The organism is Saccharopolyspora hirsuta (assembly GCF_008630535.1).
Lineage (GTDB): Bacteria > Actinomycetota > Actinomycetes > Mycobacteriales > Pseudonocardiaceae > Saccharopolyspora > Saccharopolyspora hirsuta.
In genome coordinates this window covers 30,698-51,931 of the sequence record NZ_VWPH01000018.1, presented here as the reverse complement: position 1 = coordinate 51,931, position 21,234 = coordinate 30,698, and the positions used below count along the sequence as shown (strand labels likewise).

The 21,234-nt window shown below is 72.5% G+C and carries 18 protein-coding genes and 1 other RNA gene; 15 read left to right on the top strand and 4 right to left on the bottom strand.

Features of this window, described 5'->3' with window-relative positions; genetic code table 11:
- Positions 1–106: 106 nt before the first annotated feature.
- The 4 genes from F1721_RS30935 to F1721_RS30920 form a co-directional block, all read right to left on the bottom strand.
- Complete coding sequence (locus F1721_RS30935) at positions 107–1,012, bottom strand: SURF1 family cytochrome oxidase biogenesis protein (protein WP_150070370.1); 906 nt, start codon at positions 1,010–1,012, stop codon at positions 107–109.
- 124 nt (positions 1,013–1,136) lie between these two features.
- A complete protein-coding gene (locus F1721_RS30930) occupies positions 1,137–1,874 on the bottom strand; it encodes an AAA family ATPase (protein ID WP_150070369.1) in 738 nt (245 codons plus the stop codon).
- A 48-nt stretch (positions 1,875–1,922) separates the two neighbouring features.
- Positions 1,923–2,798 (bottom strand): fructosamine kinase family protein, encoded by an 876-nt coding sequence (locus F1721_RS30925; protein WP_150070465.1) that lies wholly within the window; start codon positions 2,796–2,798, stop codon positions 1,923–1,925.
- 5 nt (positions 2,799–2,803) lie between these two features.
- A complete protein-coding gene (locus F1721_RS30920) occupies positions 2,804–3,262 on the bottom strand; it encodes a low molecular weight protein-tyrosine-phosphatase (protein ID WP_150070368.1) in 459 nt (152 codons plus the stop codon).
- 118 nt (positions 3,263–3,380) lie between these two features.
- On the opposite strand from F1721_RS30920, the gene cobC reads away from it, so the two are divergent.
- The 15 genes from cobC (at position 3,381) to F1721_RS30845 (ending at position 21,212) form a co-directional block, all read left to right on the top strand.
- On the top strand, positions 3,381–4,430 hold the full coding sequence (cobC, locus tag F1721_RS30915) for an Rv2231c family histidinol phosphate aminotransferase CobC (RefSeq protein WP_150070367.1): 1,050 nt from the start codon (positions 3,381–3,383) through the stop codon (positions 4,428–4,430).
- A 4-nt stretch (positions 4,431–4,434) separates the two neighbouring features.
- Positions 4,435–5,292: a Nif3-like dinuclear metal center hexameric protein gene (locus F1721_RS30910; protein WP_246155410.1), complete on the top strand. Its 858-nt coding sequence runs from the start codon at positions 4,435–4,437 to the stop codon at positions 5,290–5,292.
- Positions 5,289–6,020 carry a zinc ribbon domain-containing protein gene (locus F1721_RS30905; protein ID WP_150070365.1) on the top strand — a complete coding sequence of 244 codons (732 nt, stop codon included), beginning with the start codon at positions 5,289–5,291 and terminating at the stop codon, positions 6,018–6,020. The genes F1721_RS30910 and F1721_RS30905 overlap by 4 nt, the downstream gene beginning before the upstream one ends.
- Positions 6,017–7,123, top strand: a complete 1,107-nt coding sequence (locus F1721_RS30900) for a bifunctional RNase H/acid phosphatase (protein ID WP_150070364.1) — start codon at positions 6,017–6,019, stop codon at positions 7,121–7,123. The genes F1721_RS30905 and F1721_RS30900 overlap by 4 nt, the downstream gene beginning before the upstream one ends.
- A gap of 642 nt (positions 7,124–7,765) precedes the next feature.
- Positions 7,766–9,004 (top strand): ROK family transcriptional regulator, encoded by a 1,239-nt coding sequence (locus F1721_RS30895; protein WP_246155409.1) that lies wholly within the window; start codon positions 7,766–7,768, stop codon positions 9,002–9,004.
- Positions 9,005–9,060: 56 nt separating this feature from the next.
- Positions 9,061–10,401: an ABC transporter substrate-binding protein gene (locus F1721_RS30890; protein WP_150070362.1), complete on the top strand. Its 1,341-nt coding sequence runs from the start codon at positions 9,061–9,063 to the stop codon at positions 10,399–10,401.
- Complete coding sequence (locus tag F1721_RS30885) at positions 10,401–11,381, top strand: carbohydrate ABC transporter permease (RefSeq protein WP_211840702.1); 981 nt, start codon at positions 10,401–10,403, stop codon at positions 11,379–11,381. The genes F1721_RS30890 and F1721_RS30885 overlap by 1 nt, the downstream gene beginning before the upstream one ends.
- 158 nt (positions 11,382–11,539) lie before the next feature.
- The gene (locus F1721_RS30880; RefSeq protein WP_246155419.1) at positions 11,540–12,349 is read left to right on the top strand and encodes a carbohydrate ABC transporter permease; all 810 of its coding nucleotides are present in this window, start codon (positions 11,540–11,542) and stop codon (positions 12,347–12,349) included.
- A gap of 2 nt (positions 12,350–12,351) precedes the next feature.
- A complete protein-coding gene (locus F1721_RS30875; protein ID WP_150070360.1) occupies positions 12,352–13,605 on the top strand; it encodes a 6-phospho-beta-glucosidase in 1,254 nt (417 codons plus the stop codon).
- Positions 13,602–14,573, top strand: a complete 972-nt coding sequence (locus F1721_RS30870; protein ID WP_150070359.1) for an N-acetylglucosamine kinase — start codon at positions 13,602–13,604, stop codon at positions 14,571–14,573. The genes F1721_RS30875 and F1721_RS30870 overlap by 4 nt, the downstream gene beginning before the upstream one ends.
- Positions 14,574–14,636: 63 nt before the next feature.
- An RNA gene (gene rnpB, locus F1721_RS30865) (RNase P RNA component class A) lies at positions 14,637–15,029 on the top strand.
- A 582-nt stretch (positions 15,030–15,611) separates the two neighbouring features.
- The gene (locus tag F1721_RS30860; RefSeq protein ID WP_093151701.1) at positions 15,612–15,908 is read left to right on the top strand and encodes a hypothetical protein; all 297 of its coding nucleotides are present in this window, start codon (positions 15,612–15,614) and stop codon (positions 15,906–15,908) included.
- Positions 15,909–15,911: 3 nt separating this feature from the next.
- Positions 15,912–16,451 carry a hypothetical protein gene (locus F1721_RS30855; RefSeq protein WP_150070358.1) on the top strand — a complete coding sequence of 180 codons (540 nt, stop codon included), beginning with the start codon at positions 15,912–15,914 and terminating at the stop codon, positions 16,449–16,451.
- Entirely contained in the window at positions 16,426–19,308 is a 2,883-nt protein-coding gene (locus tag F1721_RS30850; protein ID WP_246155408.1) for an ATP-binding protein, read from the top strand. The genes F1721_RS30855 and F1721_RS30850 overlap by 26 nt, the downstream gene beginning before the upstream one ends.
- Complete coding sequence (locus F1721_RS30845) at positions 19,305–21,212, top strand: hypothetical protein (protein ID WP_246155407.1); 1,908 nt, start codon at positions 19,305–19,307, stop codon at positions 21,210–21,212. The genes F1721_RS30850 and F1721_RS30845 overlap by 4 nt, the downstream gene beginning before the upstream one ends.
- Positions 21,213–21,234: the final 22 nt, after the last annotated feature.

The following is a 21,234-nucleotide window of genomic DNA, read 5'->3' as shown; positions in this document are numbered from 1 at the left end:
CATCCGCGGTTTCAGTTGAAACTGTGGTCCGGCCTGCGGGGAACCTGCGGTTCCAATTGAGACTGTGGATGGACGGGACGTCCTCGGACGGGCGTGACCGGGTTGGTCAGGGCCTGTTGCTCGGTTCCGCGTCGGAGGTGTTCGTGGCTTCGCGCTCGCGGCGTTCGGCTTCTTCTCGCTCTCGGCGCTCGTCCTCGGCGATCGCTTCGGCCACCGACATCTTCTTGCGGCGGACCGGCTTCTCGCCCTCCGCGGGCTCGGCGCCCTCGCGCCAGGCCGGGCGGGCGCCGGGGCGCAGCTCCGAGTAGATCAGGTAGGCGATGGCGATGATCGCCATGATGCCGAAGGCGATCCACTGCAGCGCGTAGGAGAAGTACGGTCCCGATTCCAGGCGGGGCAGCGGCAGCGCGCCGAGCACGCCGGGCTGGCCCTCGTTGAGGGCGAAGTAGCCGGGGCGCAGGTCGATGCCGGTGCCCTCGGAGATGGTCCGGGAGTTCAGCGCGTAGGCCCAGCGGTGCCCGTCGTGCTCGAACAGCGGGCGCTGCTTGCTGTCGTGCTCATCGGTGCGGACGCGCGCGGTGAGGGTCACCTCGCCGGTCGGCGGCGCGGCGTAGGCCGGGGTCCGGGTGCCGTCCACGGGCCGGATGTACCCGCGGTTGACCAGCACCGTCGTGCCGTCGTCCAGCCGGAACGGGGTCAGCACCTCGAACGCGGGCTCGCCCAGCACGGTGCGCTGCCACCCCAGCGTCTCGCCCCCGGGCAGGTACTGGCCGCGCAGCAGCACCTGCGTCCACTCGGTGCGCTGGTCCGGAACCTGACCGGCGGGCAGCACCTCGGCGAGCGGGCGCGGTGGGGTGTGGAACGACTCGGAGATCGCGTTGTTGCGGGCCTGAGCCTCGTCGCTGCGGCTGAACTGCCAGGGTGCCAGCAGGGTGAAGCACAGCGTGGTGAAGACCGCGACCAGCGCGATCAGGCCGAGCCAACCAGGTCGCAGCAAGAACTTCAGACGCACGCCCCCTACCGTAGCTGAGCTACTCTGACCTGCGGTTTTCGGCTGCCCCCGGGGCCTTGAGCACGTGCGTCTTAGCAGGTCAGCTCGCGCGCGCGATGTCCGAATGGGGCTGTTGGTCCGGGTTTCACCCGGTGATGTGGCGCAGGTAGAGGTCGGGGTCGGTCAGGTAGCGGCGCCAGTGGTCGACCAGGTCGAGCTCGTCCCACTTCGCGCGGCGGGTGCCGTGCTCGCCGACCTCGATGATGTCCGCGCCGGGGGTGGCGGCCAGGATCGGCGAGTGCGTCGCGCACACCACCTGCGCGCCGGTTCCGGCGAGCTGGTGCATCAGCCCCACCAGCTTGAGGCAGGACTCGAACGACAGGGCGGCCTCGGGCTCGTCCATGACGTAGAACCCGCGCTCGCGGAACATCGCGCCGAACACGGTCAGGAACCCCTCGCCGTGCGACATCTCCGCGGTGTCCTCGTCCCAGTACCCGTACTTGCCGCTGACCGCGTTGAGCAGTCCGAACGCGGTCTCGGCGCGCAGGAAGAACCCCTTGCGCCGCGACCGCGGCCCGGTGAGCATCCGGCTGCCCGCCGGGGTGGTCTCCAGCTCGATGACCTCCCCGAGCGGGGTCTTCGGCCGGTCGTTGACGTACTTGCGGCCCGCGCGCCCGCCGTGCGAATCGAGCTTGAAGCCCTCCGCGATCGCCTCGACCAGCGTGGACTTCCCGGACCCGTTCTCACCGACCAGCATGGTCACCGGCGCCGTGAACGTCAGGCCCCGCCCGGCGAGCTCGGCCACGCACGGCACCGTGTAGGGCCAGGCGTCGAACGACTCCGGGCGCTGCGCGTCGGGGATGTAAGCGCGGCGGACGAGCATCTTCCCCCATCAGTTGAAGTAACGAACGCCACGAGCGTGGCACGTGCCTCAGCCCGCGCGGAGGGCGGAGCGGGCGGCGCTGGCGGCTTGGGCGGCGTAGCCGCCGCCGAAGAGGACCGCGTGCACCAGGAGCGGGAACAGCTGGTGGAGGGCGATGCGGTCGCGCCAGCCGTCCGCCAGCGGGCGGGTCTCGTGGTAGGCCGCCACGACGCGTTCCAGGTGGGGGCAGCCGAACAGGTGCAGCATCGCCAGGTCGGTCTCGCGGTGGCCCCCGTGCGCCGCCGGGTCGATGAGCCAGGCCTGATCCGCGGCCCAGTGCACATTGCCGCTCCACAGGTCGCCGTGCAGGCGGGCAGGTGGTTCGGGCGGGCCCGCCAGCCTGTCGATGGCCGCGCAGACCTGCGAGATCCCCTCGCCGTCCCGAGCGCTGAGCGCACCGGAGTCCACTGCTCGCCGGAGGTAGGGCTCGATCCGGTGGTGGGCGTAGAAGGTCGGCCAGTCGGGTGCGGGTTCGTTGCGCATCGGCGCGAGGCCGATCCAGGCGTCGGCCGGACCGCCCGGTGGCGGGGAGCCGAACGCCGGTGCCCCGGCCGCGTGCAGCTCGGCGAGGCCTCGCCCGAGCCGCTCCGCCGCTGCTGCGGTGGGGGCGGATTCCGCGATGTGCTCGGTGACCAGCCAGCGCTCGGAGCACCCGAACACCTCGGGCACCGCGACCGCCCCTGGCTCGGCGAGCCAGGACAGGGACGCGGCTTCCGCCGCGATCGCGCCCGGCATCGTCTCCGGCGCGGTCTTGGCGAACACCGCCGTGCCGTCGTCGAGGCGCACCGCGAACGCCGCCGCGGTGTCCCCGCCGCCGAGCTGCCGGACCTCCACCGGTGCGCGGCCGGTGATCGCCGCCACCGCCGCTCGGGCTTCGTCGTGCATCGCGGTCACAGCCGTTCGCGCACCCAGTCGAGCAGCCCGGGAGTCGCGGCCTCGACCATGGCCAGCACGTCGTCGAAACCGCTCGGACCGCCGTAGTACGGGTCCGGGACCTCGGCGCCCTCGTCGGCAGCGGGGTCGAAGGAACGCATCAAGCGCACCTTCGACGGGTCGTCGGCGAGGCGGCGCACCGCGTGCAGGTGCCCGGCGTCCATCGCCAGCAGCAGGTCGGCGCCCAGGTGGTGGTCGTCGATCTGCGCCGCGACGTGCTCGGTCGGGTAGCCGTGGTCGGCCAGGACCTTCGCGGTCCGCGGATCGGCGGGTTCGCCCACGTGCCAGGGTCCGGTCCCGGCGCTGGAGACCTCGACCTGCCCGTCCAGCCCGGCCCGGCGCAGCTCTTCCCGGAACACCAGCGCGGCCATCGGGGACCGGCAGATGTTGCCGGAGCAGATGAAGGAGATGTGCACGTCCACCGAGGGTACGGGCCGCGCCCACCGCCGGTCCGGGGCGGCGGGCGCGGACGGAGATCACGGATGGGCTTCGGGGCGCACGGCCGGTGGTTCCGTCCTGGTTAGACTTCCGGCGATGAGCAGCGGGCACGAGCAGGATTTGTTGCGCCACCACGGCGATGTGGACGCCGAGAGCGGACTGCTCGACTTCGCGGTCAACGTCCGGCTGGACCGCCCGCCCGCGTGGCTGCGCCAGCGTCTCGCGGCGGCGCTGGACGGCCTCGGCCGCTACCCGTCGGCCGCCGACGACCTCGCCGCTCGCGCGGCTGCCGCCGCCCGCCACGGCCGCGACGCGACCGAGGTGCTGCTGCTCGCGGGCGCGGCGGAGGGCTTCGCGCTCCTGCCGTCGCTGCGCCCCCGCCTGGCCGCGCTGGTGCACCCGTCGTTCACCGAGCCGGAGCTGGCGCTGCGCAACGCCGGGGTCGAGGTCACCCGGGTCCAGCTGGACCCGGCCGACGGCTACCGGCTGGACGCCGACGCGGTGCCCGAGCAGGCGGACCTCGTGGTGCTGGGCAACCCGACCAACCCGACGTCCGTGCTGCACCCGGCGGCGGAGATCAAGCGGTTGCTGCGGCCGGGGCGGGTCGTGGTCGTGGACGAGGCGTTCAGCGACACCGTGCCGGGCGAGCCGGAGTCGCTGGCCGGGTGCCGGGAGCCGGGGCTGCTGGTGCTGCGCAGCCTGACCAAGATGTGGGGGCTGCCCGGCCTGCGCGCGGGGTACGCGCTGGGCGCGCCGGACCTGCTCGCCGAGCTCGGCCGGACCCGCCCGCACTGGCCGATCAGCTCGCTGGTGCTGGAAGCGGTGATCGCCTGCTGCGAGCCGTCCGCGCTGGCCGAGTCGGAGCGGGCCGCGGTCGAGTTCGAGGAGCACCGGGCCGGGCTGGTCGCCGAGCTGAGCGCGATCCCGGGCCTGCGGGTCGCGCTGCCCGCGCGGGCGCCGTTCCTGCTGCTGCGGGTGGACGGGGGCGAGCAGGTCCGGGCGGAGCTGAGGGCGCGGGGCGTGGCCGTGCGGCGCGGCGACACGTTCCCCGGCCTGGGTGCTGACCACCTCCGGGTCGCGGTGCGCGACCCGGAGCAGAACGCCTTGCTGATCAAGGCTTTTCACGATGTTCTGGGACGGGGGTGAACCGGTGGCGGTTCGGATTCGGGACGTGGTCGGGGCGCTGGAGGCGGCCTACCCGGCCGGTCTGGCGGAGGACTGGGACGCGGTCGGGCTGGCCTGCGGCGACCCGGACGCCGTGGTGCAGCGGGTGCTGTTCTGCGTCGACCCGGTCGAGGCCACTGTGGACGAAGCGGTGGATTTCGGTGCGCAGCTGCTGGTTTCGCACCACCCGCTGCTGCTGCGCGGGGTGCACGGGGTGCCTGCCGACGACCCCAAGGGGCGCATCGTGCACCGGCTGATCCGCGCGGGCATCGGCCTGTACTGCGCGCACACCAACGCCGACAGCGCCGTGCAGGGCGTGTCCGACGCGCTGGCCGAAGCGATCGGCCTGACCGTGACGCGCCCGCTGGCGCCGCACGCCGAGGGGACGCGCACCGGGCTCGGGCGCATCGGCGAGCTGCCCGAGGCCGAGCCGTTCCGCGACTTCGTCGCCCGCGTGGCGCACAACCTGCCCACCACGGCGTGGGGCGTGCGCGGCGCCGGTGACCCGGAGCGCCCGATCCGCACCGTGGCGGTGTGCGGCGGCGCGGGCGACTCGTACCTGGCCACCGCCGCGGCGGCCGGGGTCGACGCCTACGTGACCGCTGACCTGCGGCACCACCCGGCGGGTGAGCACATCGCGCGCGCCGACGTGCCGGGCACCGAGGTGCCCGCGCTGGTGGACGTGGCGCACTGGGCCAGCGAGTGGCCGTGGTGCCAGCAGGCCGCGGACATCGTGGCCGCCGCGTTGCCGGATACAGTCGAAGTCCTCGTTTCCACCCGCCGGACCGACCCGTGGACGCTCCACGCCGGTGCGGCATCCGACCCAGGGAGGGCGCTGGCGTGAAAGCCGACCCCGCCGTGCAACGACGGCTGCTCGATCTCGCGGACGCGGACGCGGAGCTCAACCGCGTCCAGCACCGTCGGCGGTCGCTGCCCGAGCTGGACCAGATCGGCGAGGCCGAGCGCGAGGTGCGGGCCAAGCGCGACGAGCTGGTGGTCGCCGAGACCGCGTTCAGCGACCTCGACCGCGAGGTCAAGCGGCTGGAGAACGAGGTCGAGCAGGTGCGCAAGCGGGAGCAGCGCGACCGCGACCTGATGGCCTCGGGAGCCTCCGCCAAGCAGCTGGAGGACCTGGAGCACGAGCTGCAGACCCTGGCGCGGCGCCAGGGCGTCCTGGAGGACGAGCAGCTCGAGGTCATGGAGCAGCGCGAAGCGCTGGAGACCAACGTGACCAAGTCCCGCGAGGCGCTGACCGAGGCCGAGGCGCGGCTGACCGAGGTGCAGGAGCGCCGCGACGAAGCCCTCGCGGGGCTGGAGTCGTCGCAGGCCCGGCTCCAGGGCGAGCGCGACCTGATCGCCAAGTCGCTCCCGGAGAACCTCCTCGCGCTCTACGAGCGCATCCGGGCGAAGGGCGGGGTCGCGGCCGGGCTGCTGCAGGGCGCCCGCTGCGGCGCGTGCCGGATCGAGCTGGACCGGACGGCGCTGAACGAGGTGCGCGAGGCGGCCGACGACGACGTGGTCCGCTGCGAGGAGTGCGGCGCGATCCTGGTGCGCACCGGGGAGAGCCGGTGAGCTCGGCGGTCCTGGTCGAGGCCGACGGCGGTTCGCGCGGCAACCCCGGGCCCGCGGGCTGCGGGGCGGTCGTGCGCGACGCCGCGTCCGGCGCGGTGCTGGCGGAGCGCTCGATCGGCCTGGGCATCGCGACCAACAACGTCGCGGAGTACCAGGGCCTGATCGCCGGGCTGCGCGCGGCCGCCGAGCTGGGCGCCGCCGAGGTCGACGTGCGGATGGACTCCAAGCTGGTCATCGAGCAGATGGCGGGCCGCTGGAAGGTCAAGCACGCGAACCTGCAGCCGCTGGCCGCCGAGGCCCGCAGCCTGGTCGCCGAGTTCGAGCGGGTCGGCTTCGAGTGGGTGCCGCGAGCGGCGAACGCGCACGCGGACCGGCTGGCGAACGAGGCGATGGACCAGCAGGAGGGCGGTTCGGCCGACCCCGCGCCCGGCGCACGCATCCAACCGGCCGGGTGGCTCGGCGCCGACGGCACGCCCACGAAGATGCTGCTGCTCAGGCACGGCCAGACCCCGCTGTCGGTGGAGCGCCGCTACTCCGGGCGCGGCGACGTCGCGCTGACCGAGCTGGGCGAGCGCCAGGTGCGGGCGGCGGGCAAGCGGCTGGCGGCGATGGACGGCGTGATCACCCCGGACGGGGTGGCGCCGGTGATCGCGTCGCCGCTGACCCGCACCCGGCAGACCGCGCAGGCGGTGGTCGACGCCACCGGCGGCGAGCTGCACTTCCACGACGGCCTGCTGGAGACCGACTTCGGCGACTGGGAGGGCCTGTCCTTCCAGGAGGCCTCCGAGCAGTTCCCGAAGCTGCACGGCGAATGGCTCGGCGACCCGAGCGTCGTGCCCCCGGGCGGCGAGAGCCTCGACGAGGTCTACCGGAGGGTCGCGGCGGCGCGCGACGACCTGGTGGCCGAGTACGCGGGCCGGACGATCATCGTGGTGAGCCACGTGACCCCGATCAAGGCGCTGCTGCGCCTGGCATTGGGGGTGGGGCCGGAGATGTTCTACAGCCTCCACCTGGACCTGGCGTCGTTGTCCATCGTGGAGTTCTACCCGGACGGGAATTCGTCGGTGCGGTTGGTGAACGACATCTCGCACTGGCAGTCCTGACCCCGCTCCGGCCGGGGATTCGACGGAGCTAGCGGGGCACCACCGCCCGGGGTTGGCGGTGGTGCCCCGTTTGCTTTGCGAGGGCTTGGGGGTCAGTGAGGTTTTTCCAGCCTCGTTCTGAGTGGCGGTGCCGGTGGCGGAACCTAAGCGCCCGCCTGGACTCCGGGTGCCCAACTTTATGTATGCCAATACACGGCAGTTGGGCCGTCCTCGCTAGGCGAACGCTGAGAACCCGCGGCGGTGCAAGCTGCGAGGGTGGGCTATGCGCCTGCGGCGCACGCGACACCTGCCGACCGGTGCCGGACGCCCTTCGCAGCTGCGGTCCACGGACAGGATGAAAAAGGCTCAGTGGTGATACCGGGGTGGGTTGGTGCGGAGAGGCGCCGTTGGGCGCGGGGTTGCTTTTGAGTTCGAAGCGGTGGGTGGTCGGTTTGGGGTGATGCAATTTCAATCGAAATTGCGTCGTCACCACTTCGGCGTAGGCGGTGATACCTGCCGGGTTTCGAGGGTTTCTGCTGCCATCGCAAGGGGGTCTTGCGCGTCCGGGGTCGGGCGTCCGGTCTGGTGCAGACCATTGACATGTGTGAGGTGGGTTACTAGCGTCCCTGAAACCGTATGGGAAGTTAACGGATAGGGGTGCTGGTGGCTCGGGAGTCGGGCGGGGCGCGGGACGGGAGTCCGCGGCTGCTGCGGGAGATCAACGATCGGGCGGCGATCGAGGCGATGCTGGGTCGTGGCGCGCTCACCCGGGCCGAGCTCGAGGCCGCCATCGGGCTTTCCAAGCCCGCGACCGTTTCGCTGCTCGCCAGGTTGGAGAAGGCCGGGATGGTGCGGCGGGGCGAGCTGCGCGGCGGGAACCGCGGGCCCGCTGCGCAGATGTGGTCCGTCAACGGCGATCTCGCGCACGTCGCCGGGGTGAGCCTGGTGCCCGGGGAGGTCGACGTGGTGATCGCCGACATCACCGGGGAGGTGCGGGTCGAGCACCGCGGCGCTCTGCCGTCCGGGGGCGATGCGCCCGAGGGGTTCGCCGCGGTGATGGTCGAGGCCGCCGGGCGAGCCGGGTTGCGGACCGATCAGCTGGCCAAGGTCGTCGTCGGTGCTCAGGGCGGGGTCGATCCGGCGACCGGGCACCTCGGGTTCGCCCCGCACCTGCCCGGCTGGGAGGGCTTCGACGTGCCCGGCAGGTTGCGCGAGGTGCTGGGCACCGACGTCGTCGTGGACAACGACGTCAACCTCGTCGCCCTGGTGGAGATGACCACCGGCCGCGCTCGGGACGTGCGCGACTTCGTGCTGGTCTGGCTCGGAGACGGGCTCGGCGCCGCGGTGGTGATCGACCGCGTGCTGCACCGCGGGGCGACCGGTGGCGCGGGCGAGATCGACTGGATCCGGGTGCCCGACCGGGCGCGCCGGGACACCGGTGTCGACCGCAGCGGCGCGCGCCTCGGGCAGCTCCTCAGCTACCGCTCGATCAACAAGCTCGCCCGGGCGCACGGCATCAGGGCCCGCAACGCCGTCGCCGCGGTTCGGGCGGCGCGCACCGGCGGCGCCGCCGGGCAGGCGTTCCTGGCGGACCTGGCGCGCCGGGTCGCCACCGGCGTGGCCGGGGTGGTCAGCGTCCTCGACCCCGAGCTGGTGCTGCTGACCGCCGAGATCGCGCAGGTCGGCGGCCCGGAGCTCACCGACCTGGTGACCGCGGAGCTGCACCGCCTGGTGGTGCCGCGGACCCCGGTCGAACCCGCGCAGTGCACCGACGACGCGGTGCGCGCCGGTGCGCTGCAGGTCGCTCTCGGGTTGGCCCGGGAGCAGGTCTTCGGACTGCCCGTCACCGCGGTGGGGGTCCGGTCCGTCCCGCACGACGAGCAAGTCGAGGAGGGCCCGTGAGCCGGTCCCGGCTCGCGAGCCCGACCTGTCCCGGAAGGCACTGAGGAGGAGGCGCGATGAGATCGAGGTTCCAAGTCAGACGCGGGCTGTTAGCCCTCTCGACCGCGACCGCGGCGCTGGTGGCGGCGTCCTGCACCGCCGGGTCCACATCGGACGGTCCGCAGCCCGCGCCGGGCCCGGACGAGCAGGTCACCATCACGGTGTCCAGCCAGTTCACCGACCGCGAGCTGGACGTGCTCAACCGGGTGCTCGACGGCTTCCACGCCCAGCACCCCAACATCACCATCAACAGCCAGGGCAACCAGGACGACGACAAGATCACCCAGGCCATCCGCGGCGGCAACCCGCCGGACGTGGCGATCTCGGCGGAGACCATCAACCTCGGCCAGTTCTGCTCCAGCGGAGCCTGGCAGGACCTCGGCCCCTACCTGCAGCGCGACCAGGTCGACATGACCCAGATCGTGGACGTCGCCCAGCAGTACACGCAGTTCGAGGGCAAGCGCTGCGCGATGCCGCTGCTGGCCGACGTCTACGGCCTCTACTACAACGCCGACGCCTTCGCCCGCGCGGGCATCACCGCGCCGCCGAAGACCATGTCCGAGCTCACCGACATGGCCAAGCGCCTCACCGAGTTCAACCCGGACGGCTCGATCAAGGTCGCCGGGTTCCTGCCGGTGCTCGGCTCGCAGGCCAACCACCCGTGGAACTGGGCGCCGCACTTCGGCGCGGAGTGGATGGACGAGCAGGGCAGGTCCGTGCTGGGCAAGGACCCCGCCTGGCAGGAGATGTACCGCTGGCAGAAGGAGCTCGTCGACTTCTACGGCTGGGACAAGCTGGTGCAGTTCACCGCCGGGCTCGGCCAGCAGTACTCCGCCGACAACGCCTTCCAGCGCGGCAAGATCGCGATGATGATCGACGGCGAGTACCGCACCGGCTTCATCGAGGACGACGCGCCGGAGCTGCGCTACGGCACCGCGCCGTTCCCGGTCGCCGACTCCGAGCCCGAGCTCTACGGGACCGGGTTCGTCACGGGCACCATCATCGGCATCCCGCGCGGCGCGGAGAACGCCGGTGCGGCCTGGGAGCTGGTCCGCTACCTGACCACCGACACCAACGCGCTGGTCGAGCTGGCCAACGGGCTGAAGAACGTGCCCACCACCAAGGAGGCCCTGCACGACCCGCGGGTGGAGCGCAACGAGCAGTACCAGACCTTCCTCGACCTGTTCGACAACCCGCAGCTGGTGCCCAGCCCGCCGAGCCCGAACGGCGCTGCCTACATGAAGTCCACTGAGGACTTCTCGGTGAAGTGGCAGAGCGGCCAGGTCGGCGACCTCGGTGCCGCGCTGCGCGAGCTGGACGCCCAGATCGACGCCGCCAAGGCGCTGGGCGGCAACTGATGACCGCGACGCTGGAGAGGACGGAGCCGGGGCGCGCCGCCCCGGCCCGCACCCGCAGGGCACGCCGCAAGCGCCTGCAGGTGCTGGCCTTCATGTCGCCGTGGATCATCGGGTTCAGCCTGTTCTTCGCGTACCCGCTGCTGGCCACCGGGTACTTCTCGCTCACCAGCTACGACCTGCTCAGCCCGCCGGACTGGGTCGGCCTGCGCAACTACGCGTACCTGCTGTTCGGCGACCCGGTGGTGCGCATCGCGGCGGCGAACACGCTGTGGCTGGTGCTGGTCCTCACCGCGCTGCGCGTGGTGTTCGCCCTCGGCGTGGCCGCGGTGATCGCCCGGCTGCGCCGCGGGGTGGGGCTGGTCCGCACGCTGTGCTACCTGCCCGCCCTGGCGCCGCCGGTCGCGGCCACGCTGGCGTTCACCTTCCTGTTCAACCCCGGGACCGGGCCGGTGAACGGGCTGCTCGGCCTGCTGGGCATCGACGGTCCGCTGTGGTTCAACGACCCGGCGTGGGCCAAACCGGCGCTGACCCTGCTGACGCTGTGGGGCAGCGGCGAGCTGATGATCATCATGCTGGCCGCGCTGCTCGACGTGCCCCAGGAGCTGCACGAGGCGGCGGCGCTGGACGGCGCCGGTCCGATCGGCCGCTTCTGGCACGTCACGATCCCGTCGATCGCGCCGGTGCTGCTGTTCGGCGTGGTCAACTCGATCATCTTCTCGCTGCAGTACTTCACGCAGGCCGTGGTGGCCGGGGCGGTGGCCTCCGGGCAGGCCGAGGTGGTGGGCAGCAGCAAGGTCCTGGGCTTCCCGGACAACGCGACGCTGACCTTCCCGGCCTGGCTCTACCAACAGGGGTTCCACTACTACAACATGGGTTACGCCGCGGCGATGGCCGTCGTGCTGTTCGCGTTCTCCCTCGGTTTCACCGCCCTGCTGATCCGCCGCATGCGCGGCGGCACGAACGCCGAGGAGGTGGCATGAACAGCCGTGTGCCAACCCCAGGCCCGCGCGACCGCACCTCAGGGGAACGTGACGCAACCCGGCCACGAGAAACCGCGAAACGCGAGATCGACCTCAAACGCAACCACCACTGTGAATCGCGGAGAGGCGGAACTGCGCGAAACCGGCGGAATCAGCGCCTGCACTGGATCGCGGTGCACAGCCTCGGGCTCGCCCTCGGGGTGATGTTCCTGCTGCCGCTGGTGTTCGTCCTCCTCACCGCGGTGATGTCCGACCAGCAGGCGCTGACCGCGAACCTCTGGCCGCAGGAGTGGCACTGGGAGAACTTCGCCGCGGTCTTCACCCAGGCGCCGATGCTGCGCTTCCTGCTCAACAGCCTGCTGTACTCGACGCTGGCCACCGCCTTCATGCTGATCTCCAGCATCCCGGTGGCCTACGCGCTGGCCAAGCTGCGCTGGCGCGGCCGCGGCGTGTCGTTCGTGCTGGTGATCGCGGCGATGATGCTGCCGCCGCAGGTCACCGCGGTGCCGCTGTACATCCTGTGGACCCGCTTCGAGCTGACCGGCACGCTGTGGCCGCTGATCATCCCGCACCTGTTCGGCGACGCCTTCAGCATCTTCCTGCTGCGGCAGTTCTTCCTGACCATCCCGCGGTCCTACGTGGACGCGGCGAAGGTGGACGGCTGCTCGGAGTTCACCGCGATGCTGCGGATCGTGCTGCCGATGGCCCGGCCGGGCATCGCCGCCGCGGCGATGTTCTGCTTCCTCTACACCTGGAACGACTTCTTCGGCCCGCTGCTCTACGCCGGGGAGAACCAGCAGTCCTGGACGCTGTCCATCGGGCTGGCCTCGTTCCGCGGCATGCACCGCGTGGAGTGGAACCTGACGATGGCCGCCACGGTCCTGGTCATGCTGCCGGTCATCGTGCTCTTCCTGTTCGCCCAGCGCGCTTTCGTCCGCGGCATCACCTTCACCGGAGTCAAGGGGTGACCATGAAACTGACCGTGGTGGGCGGGGGTTCCACCTACACGCCCGAGCTGATCGACGGCCTGGCCCGGCGCCGCGAACCGGCGGTCGAGGAGATCGTGCTGGTCGACCCGGACGCGGAGCGGCTGGACGTGGTGGCCGAGTTCTGCCGCCGGTTGCTGCGCGAGGCCGGGCACCCGGCGCGGCTGCGCACCACGCCCGACGTGGTGGAGGCGGCCACCGGGGCGGCGGCGGTCCTGCTGCAGCTGCGCGTCGGCGGCCAGCAGGCCCGGTACGGCGACGAGACGTTCCCGCTGGAGTGCGGCTGCGTCGGCCAGGAGACCACCGGCGCGGGCGGCCTGGCCAAGGCGCTGCGCACGGTGCCGGTGGTGCTCGACATCGCCGAGCACGTGCGGGCGGTCGCGCCGCAGGCGTGGATCGTCAACTTCACCAACCCGGTCGGCATCGTCACCCGCGCACTGCTCGCCGAGGGGCACCGCGCGGTGGGGCTGTGCAACGTCGCGATCACCTTCAGCCGCTGGATCGCGGACCTGCTCGACGTCGCGCCGGACTCGGTGCGCCTGGAGCACACCGGGCTCAACCACCTCACCTGGGTGCGCGGGGTGCAGGTCGGCGGGCGCGACGTCCTGCCGGACCTGCTCGGCGAGCACGCCGGGGCGATGTCCGAGCACATCGGGCTGCCGCCGGAGCTGTTCCGGCGGCTGGGGGCGGTGCCGTCGTACTACCTGAAGTACTTCTACGCGCACGACGAGGTCGTCGCCGAGCAGCGCACCGCACCGCCCCGGGCGACCGTGGTCGCCGACGTGGAGCGGGACCTGCTCAAGCGCTACGCGGACCCGGAGCTCAGGACCAAGCCGGAGGAGCTGTCCAAGCGCGGCGGCGCGTACTACTCGGAGGCCGCGGTGCAGCTCGTGCACGCGCTGACCTCCGGCGGACCGGAGGAGCACGTCGTCAACGTGCGCAACGACGGCGCGCTGCCGTTCCTGCCGGACGACATGGTGGTCGAGACGAACTCCACTGTGGACTCCGACGGCGCCCGGCCGCTGCCGGTGCGCCCGGTGGAGCCCGCGCTGGCCGGGCTGATCGGCCACGTCGCCGGTTACGAGCAGCTGGCGCTGGACGCGGCGCTGCGCGGCGGCCGGGACCGCGTCGCCGACGCCCTGCTCGCGCACCCGCTGGTCGGCCAGCACGCGCTCGCCGACCAGCTGGCCGACGAGCTCGTGCGGCGCAACGCCCAGTACCTGCCGTGGGCCCGATGAAGCCCGCGGTGCTGGCCGTCGACGGCGGCAACAGCAAGACCGACGTCCTGCTCGTCGCCGACGACGGCTCGGTGCTGGCCTCGGTGCGCGGCCCCGGAGCGTCCCCGCAGCACGTCGGCGTCGAGCGCTGCATGGACGCCCTAGCCGCGCTCGCCGCCGAGGCCACCGCCCGGGCCGGGCTGCCCGCCGGACCGCCGTTCGCCCGGCACACCGCGGCCTGCCTGGCCGGGGCGGACCTGCCGCGCGAGGAGGAGGAGCTGTACCGGGCCATCGCCGAACGCGGCTGGTCGGAGACCCTGTCGGTGGACAACGACACCTTCGCGCTGCTGCGCGCCGGGACCGACGACGGGGTCGGGGTGGCGGTGGTGTGCGGGGCGGGCATCAACAGCGTCGGCGTCGCCGCCGACGGCCGCACCTCCCGCTTCCCGGCGATCGGCCGGATCTCCGGGGACTGGGGCGGCGGGGCGTTCCTCGGGCAGGAAGCCCTCTGGTGGGCGGTGCGGGCCGAGGACGGTCGCGGGGCGCCCACCGAGCTGCTGCCCGCCGTCGTGGCCCACTTCGGGACGCGCAGCGCCGCCGAGGTGGTCGAGGCGCTGCACTTCGGCGAGCTCGACCACGCGGTCCTGCACGAGCTGTGCCCGCTGCTGTTCGAGGTCGCCGAGGCCGGGGACGCGATCGCCACCGAGCTCGTCGACCGGCAGGCCGAGGAGATCGGGCTGATGGCCTCGGTGACGCTGCGCCGCCTGGACCTGCTCGACGCGCCGACCGTCGTGCTCGGCGGCGGCGTGCTGGCCGGGGCCGGTCGGCGGCTGCTGCCCGACATCCGCCGCCGGTGCGCGAAGGTCGCCCCCGAGGTGCAGGTCCGCCTGGTCGAAGCACCCCCGGTGATCGGCGCCGGGCTGCTCGGCCTGGACCGCATCGGCGCCGACCGGGCCGCCCGCGAACGCCTGAGCCGGGCAGCGCTGTGACCAGGTGCGTGCCGGGGCCGGACCCCGGCGCGCACCCCCGGCGTTCTAGACTTGACGGGCGGATGAGTCGGCTGGGTGACCGCGGCGGGAGCGATCCCGTCGAGGAAAGTCCGGACTCCACAGGGCAGGGTGGTTGCTAACGGCAACCCGGGGCGACCCGCGGGACAGTGCCACAGAGAGCAGACCGCCCGGCGGACACCGCCGGGTAAGGGTGAAACGGTGGTGTAAGAGACCACCAGCACCCCGGGTGACCGGGGTGGCTAGGTAAACCCCACCCGGAGCAAGGCCAAGAGGACGCCCGACCAGGCGTCTGCGCGGACGATCGAGGGCGGCCCGCCCGAGTCCGCGGGTAGGCCGCACGAGCCCGTCGGCGACGGCGGGTCGAGATGGATGGTCACCGAAGGGACGGCCGCGAGGCCCCCGGAACAGAATCCGGCTTACAGGCCGACTCATCCGCCCCGTACCGAGTTGTTCCAGCGGCTGGTTTGCGTTGCCGGTGGCGCCACGACGCGAACGTTCCTGCTCGATCCTCCGGGAGCGGGTTTCGGCAGGTGGATCGTCCACTGTGCACTTCCCGGTTCGCTCCTGCGGTGGCCCTGCCCGTCGGTCGCTGTACACGGGCCGCTACGCTGAGGCAGCGCGTCTAGATCACCTCAGCCCGATCCCGCTCCGCGAGTTCACATTCGCGTGATCCGGTCGGGTGCATCATGACGCGATGTGCGGAAATCCACTGGATGACCGAGTCGTGCACGGTGCGTTACGAAGGGGTTCGCAAGCGGGTGAACAGCCACGAGATTCCAGGCGGGAACCGACCTGGTGAGCGCGTTTTTCCCGGTGGTGCGCCGAAAGCGGCAACCCCGAACGGCCTATTCGCGGCGTGACGGCAACCGGTCGGCAGTGCCGTACCCCGCCACACCCGAACTCGCAACCACTACTTCTGGTGACCATGTCATGTTCTACTCGTACCTGCGTGCCGGATCACTCCCGGCGCGCTGAGGTACCGGCCCGACGACACTCCGCGCACTCAGGGGTAAAGAGATGATCGCCACGTCGCTGGACACACTGGCGCAACTGGACGTACTGGCGCAGCAACCGGGACAGCTGGGCACCGGCGGGATTCAGGGCTGGATCCTCGAGAACCTGCTCCCGCTGCTGCTGCTGACCGTCGCGATCCTGCTGCTGTGGCTGGGCGGCGGCAAGGGCGACAACGCCGGCGTGATGCGGCGCGTCGGCGGTGTCATCGTCGCGCTGGCGATCATCGGCCTGGCGGTCACCACCAACGCCGGGGTCAACATCGGCACGTTCATCGCCGGCCTGTTCAGCTCCGGGGGCTGACCAGTGCGAATACGCACCGACGACGAGATCTACCGGGTCGACGCGGTCTGGCTCGGGCCGCCGAAAGCGACCTTCCCGTGGCGGGCGCGCTACGTCGCCTGGGGCGTGGGCATCGTGGTGTTCCTGATCGTGCTCGCGGTGGAGCGCCGGATGAACATCGGCTTCGGCTTCTTCTCCACCGCCTGGGCGGTGATCATCACCGTCGTGCTCACCCGGATCATCTGCGCCAAGATCGGGCACGAACGACCGCTGGGCGCGGTCATGGTGATGTGGCTGCGCGAGCTCACCGCTCCCCGGGCGAAGACCTCCGGCAGGGGCGGGGCGGCCAGCGCGGCCCGGATCAGGGTCCGGGCGCAGCGACCCCGCCCCAAGCAGAAGGCCGCCAACCGGAGGAAGGCGCCGGAGCAGCAGGCCCACCGCGGCCACCCCCAGCGGCAGCAGCGGCCCGCCCGGTCCGGGAAACCGGCGGCCCGCAACACGGTTCCCAGCAGGCGCGCGCGTAGCAAGGAGGTTCGCGGTGTTCGGTCGCCGGCGAGGCCGTGAGCGCAACACGCAACAGGTCCCGGGCCCCCGCGGTTCGCACGGCAAGGCCCGCAGTGCCAAGGGCAACCCCGGCAAACGCGGTCGGACCCCGGGTGACGAGCAGTCGATCCCGACCTACACGCCGTCCATCGCGGCGCGGTCCATCGACGGCCACCTGCTGCGCACCGGCCAGGACGTGTTCGCCTGGTACCGGCTCTCCCCGCAGCGCTGGTCGTTCCGCTCGGACTCCCAGCGCCAGGACCTGATCGCCGCGATCGCCGGCCAGTACGCCGAGCTGCAGGGCCGCTGGCTGCACCTGCGCGTGACCAACCGGCCCTACCCGATCCGGATGTGGGCCGAGGCGCACGTGCACAACGCGCGCAACCCCATCCCGGACACCCCCGGCGCGCTGAGCTTCGACGACTACATGGTCGGCGAGCAGCAGCAGCTGATGGGCCGCTCGATGGCGGAGAAGGAGGTCTACCTGGGGGTCCAGGTGCAGACCCGCAACGTGGTGGACCGCGCCGTCGAGCGCGCCGCGCCGCTGCTGCGCAAGGTCTTCCCGGAAGCGGTGGACGCCGAGCTGATCGCCCTGGACAGCGAGATCGAGCACCTCGACCAGGTCATCGGCTCGGCCGGGCTGGACGGCCGCCCGGTCACCGCCGAGGAGATCTCCTGGCTGATGCACCGCTCCTGCTCGCTGGGCCTGCCCGCACCGCGCAACCTGCCCGCGGTGCCCGGCGCCCCGTGGGAGCCGGAAGACCTCGCGTCGTTCACCGACGCCTCCGACATGCACCAGGACCCGTACGCGCCGACCGTGACGGTCCGCGGCCGCACCGGGTCCAACGCGGGCGTCGTCCGGCACCTCGCGGTGCTCACCGTCGGCCAGACCCACGGCCTGCAGATCCCCGAGATCGACGACCCGTGGATGCAGCACTCCGACCGGATGCCCGCGCCGGTGGAGTGGTCCGCGCGGATCTACGTGCGCCGCCCCGAGGACGTCGGCGGCGAGCTGCAGCGCCAGATGAACAAGGTGCGCTCGCAGGTCCGGCACTACACCGAGGAGCACGGCCTGGAGCCGCCGACCTCGCTGGCCCGGCAGGCCAACCGGGTGCTGGAGGTCGACGACGAGATGACCTCCGGGTTCACCGCGCTGGCCACCCGGGTCAAGTCCTGGTGGCGGCTCGCGGTGTCCGGCCCGACCGAGCGCGACGCGCTGCGCCTGGCCCAGCAGATCCTCGACCTGTACAAGCCGAAGATCGCCATCGAGCACCCCGAGGCCCAGTACGCGCTGGCCCGCGAGTTCATCCCCGGCGAGCCGCTGGCCAACAGCGCCTACCTGCGGCGCGGCTCGGTGGTGTGGGCGGCCTCGGCGGTCCCGCAGGCCACCGCGGAGGTCGGCGACCGGCGCGGCATCCTGCTCGGCGAGACCTGCACCGCCACCCGGCGCCCGGTCGCCTGGGACCCGTGGATGGCCCAGGAGGTCCGCGACGCCTCCGGCCTGACGGCCATCGTCGCCGGTCTGGGCGGCGGCAAGTCGTTCCTCGGCGGCGGCACCGTCTACAAGACGCTGCGGTCCGGGGCGAACTGGACGCTGCTGGACCCCTCCGGCCCGCTGGCAGCGCTGTGCGAGCTGCCGGAGCTGCGGCCCTACGCCCGGCCGATCAACCTGCTCAACGCCCAGCCCGGCATCCTCAACCCGTACCGGGTGGTCGCCGAACCGGAGCTGGAGCACTTCGTCGACGAGGACGACCCGGAGCGCAGCTGGCGCCGGGAGCGCGCGCTGGCCGCCGCGACCCGCCGTCGCCTGGTGCTCGACGTGCTGACCGGGCTGCTGCCCTACGAGGTGGCGCGCCTGCCGCAGACCCGGATCGTGCTGCTGCGCGCGGTCCGCGCGGTCGGCGGTCGGCCCGACGCGCACCCGGGCATGGTCTTCGAGGCGCTGCGCCGCGACGCCAGCGAGCACCACGAGCACGCCGTCGTGGTCGCCGACTTCCTGGACGAGATCCGGGAGCGGATGTCGCTGCTGATCCCGGAGGCCGACGCCGACCCGTACTCCGAGCGCCGCGAGGACCGGCTCACCGTGCTGACCATGGCCGGGCTGGCGCTGCCCAAGGACGGCGTGGGCCGGGAGCACTGGACCGACGCCGAGGCCCTCGGCGTGGAGATGCTCAACCTGGCCGCCTGGCTGACCCAGCGGTCGATCTACGAGCGGCCCAAGAACGAGCGCAAGGGCGTCTGGATCGACGAGGCGTTCTTCCTCTCCGAGGTGCCGACCGGCCGGGTGCTGATGAACCGGTTCGCCCGCGACTCCCGGAAGTGGAACGTCCGGGTCCTGCTGTCCAGCCAGATCCCGGCCGACTTCCTGCGCATCCAGGGCTTCGTGTCGCTGCTGGACTCGGTGTTCATCGGGCGGCTGGACGACGAGGACGCCCAGGCCGACGCGCTGCGCCTGCTCAAGGTGCCGGTCGGTGCCGGGTACGAGCAGGTGGTGGCCGCCCTCGGCCGCCGACCGGGCCCGGCGCGCAACAGCACCGAGCGGGACCGCTCGCCGCGGCAGTTCATCTTCGGCGACGGCGCCGGCGGGGTGGAGAAGATCCGCATCGACTTCTCCGGCCCGCACCTGGAGCACCTGCGCAACGCGCTGGACACCACCCCCGCCGTGGACGAGGACGTGGAACCGCGCGCGCTGCAACCGGCCGACGGAGCCAACTCCGACTCCGCCGCGCCCGCGCTGCGGTCGTCCGACGACTACCCGGAAGACCTCGACGAGACCTTCGACGAGTTCGAGCTCGAAACCGTCGGCATCGGATACGGCGATGACGGCAGCGACCGCTCGACCCCCGCGGGCGAGCGGGGAGGGGATGACGCCCGGTGACCGGCGCGCTGCTGGCGGTCGCGCTGGCCGCGGTGATCGGCGCGGTGCTGCTGCGGCGGCGCCGGGGGAGGCGTGAGCGCGCGAAGCGCCGGGCGTTCGCGGTGGTCGCCGGGCTGCTGGCGATCCAGGCGCTGATCGGCGCCCCGGCCTTCGGCCAGCCCTTCGACTGCAAGGAGGCCCCGAACCCCGAACGCCCCGGCTCCGGCATGGTCGGCGCCCTGGACCCGGGTTCGCTCGGCACCGGGTACCCGGGCAGCGCCTACAACGAGGTCGGCTACGCCGGTCTGGTCTGGCACACCTACGACCTCGGCTGCGGCCCGCAGGGCGTGACCAACCCGAACGCCACGGTCGACACGTGGGTGGGCAACGAGCTGTTCAACGTCGCCAAGAACCTCGTCGGCGCCACCAACGGCCTGCACTACGCGCTGCTCAACGGGAACCTGCTCGCGCCGCTGGACGAGCTGGTGTCGACCGGCACCATCGCGCTCTACGACAGCGTGTTCACCCCGTGGTTCGGCCTGGTCGCGCTGGTGCTGGCGATAGTGCTCTTCCGCTACATCTGGACCGGTGACCTGGCGGCCATCGGCAAGCGGGGGATGTGGGCGCTGGCCGGGCTCTGGTTCGCCTCCGCGACCTACCTGACCCCGCTGGTCTACACGCACGCGCTCGACGACGTGCTGATCACCGGCACCTCGGCGGTGCAGGCCGGGTTCCTGCAGGAGGTGGGCGTCGACGAGCGCCACGCGCTGCCGACCCTGCTGCACGACCAGGTCATCTACCGCAACTGGCTGCAGGGCGAGTTCGGCTCGGCCGACTCGCCGCAGGCCAAGGAGATGGGCCGCGACCTGCTGCGCGCCCAGTCGTGGACCCGCCAGGAGGTCAACGACGGCGTCGACGCCGGTTCGGCGGAGCCGAAGAAGCAGGCGTTCCAGGACGTCGCGGGTCGGCTCAGCGGCACCAGCGCCTACGGCTACTTCCAGGGCGTGGACGGCAGCCGCGTCGGTGCCGGGGTGCTGGCCACCGTGCAGGCCTTCGCCTACGCCTCGTTCCAGCTGCTGGCCAAGGCCACCATCCTGCTCGCGCAGGTGCTGCTGCGGGTGCTGATCCTGGCCGGACCGCTGATCGGCCTGGTCGCGCTGGTCTACCACCAGGTCCTGCGCACCATCGGCCGCGTCGCCGGGGCCGCGGTGCTCAACGTGGTGATGATCGCGGCGATGGCGGGCCTGCACACCCTGATCCTGACCTGGATCTTCGACCCGCTGCGCGGGTTCAACCCGCTGGTCCAGATCCTGCTCGCCGCGCTGGTCACCGTGGTGTTCCTGATGGTGGCCAAGCCGGTGCGGCGGATCGGGCAGATGGTCGAGCTGTCCGTGGGCACCGTCGGACGGGCGGTGCCGCGCGCACCGCAGGGCATCTTCTCGCGGTTCCGGCGGGGGCGGCCCCAGGACGAGGAGGAGGGCAGCTTCTGGGAGCGGGCGCGGGGCATGGACCCGGACGCCGAGCACGCCGAGGCACCGCGGGAGCGGCGGCGCAGCCGCCCGGAGGCCCAGCACCCGTCCGTCGCCGCCACCGCGCAGCGGCTGGACCGCGAGGCGCCCGCGGCGGTGACGGCCGGGGCCGGTACAGCGCTGTCCAGCGGGGCGCCGCGCCGACCGGGTGGCATGCCCGCGCTGCCGGAGGCGCGGAGCACCAGCCGCGTCGTCGACACCAACCCGGTGGCGGACGCCAAGTGGGACGGCGTCGACGAGGACCCGGTGCTGATCCCGTCCCGCACGGCCGGGTCCCCGATCTCCGGCCCGCCGGAACCCGCGGGTCCGCGCCGCGCCGAGATGGAGGTCGTCGCGGGCCGCCCGGTCTACGTGATCTACCGGCCCTCCAGGGGCCTGGAGGTGGCCGATGGCTGAGATCCGGACACCGGGTGAGAAC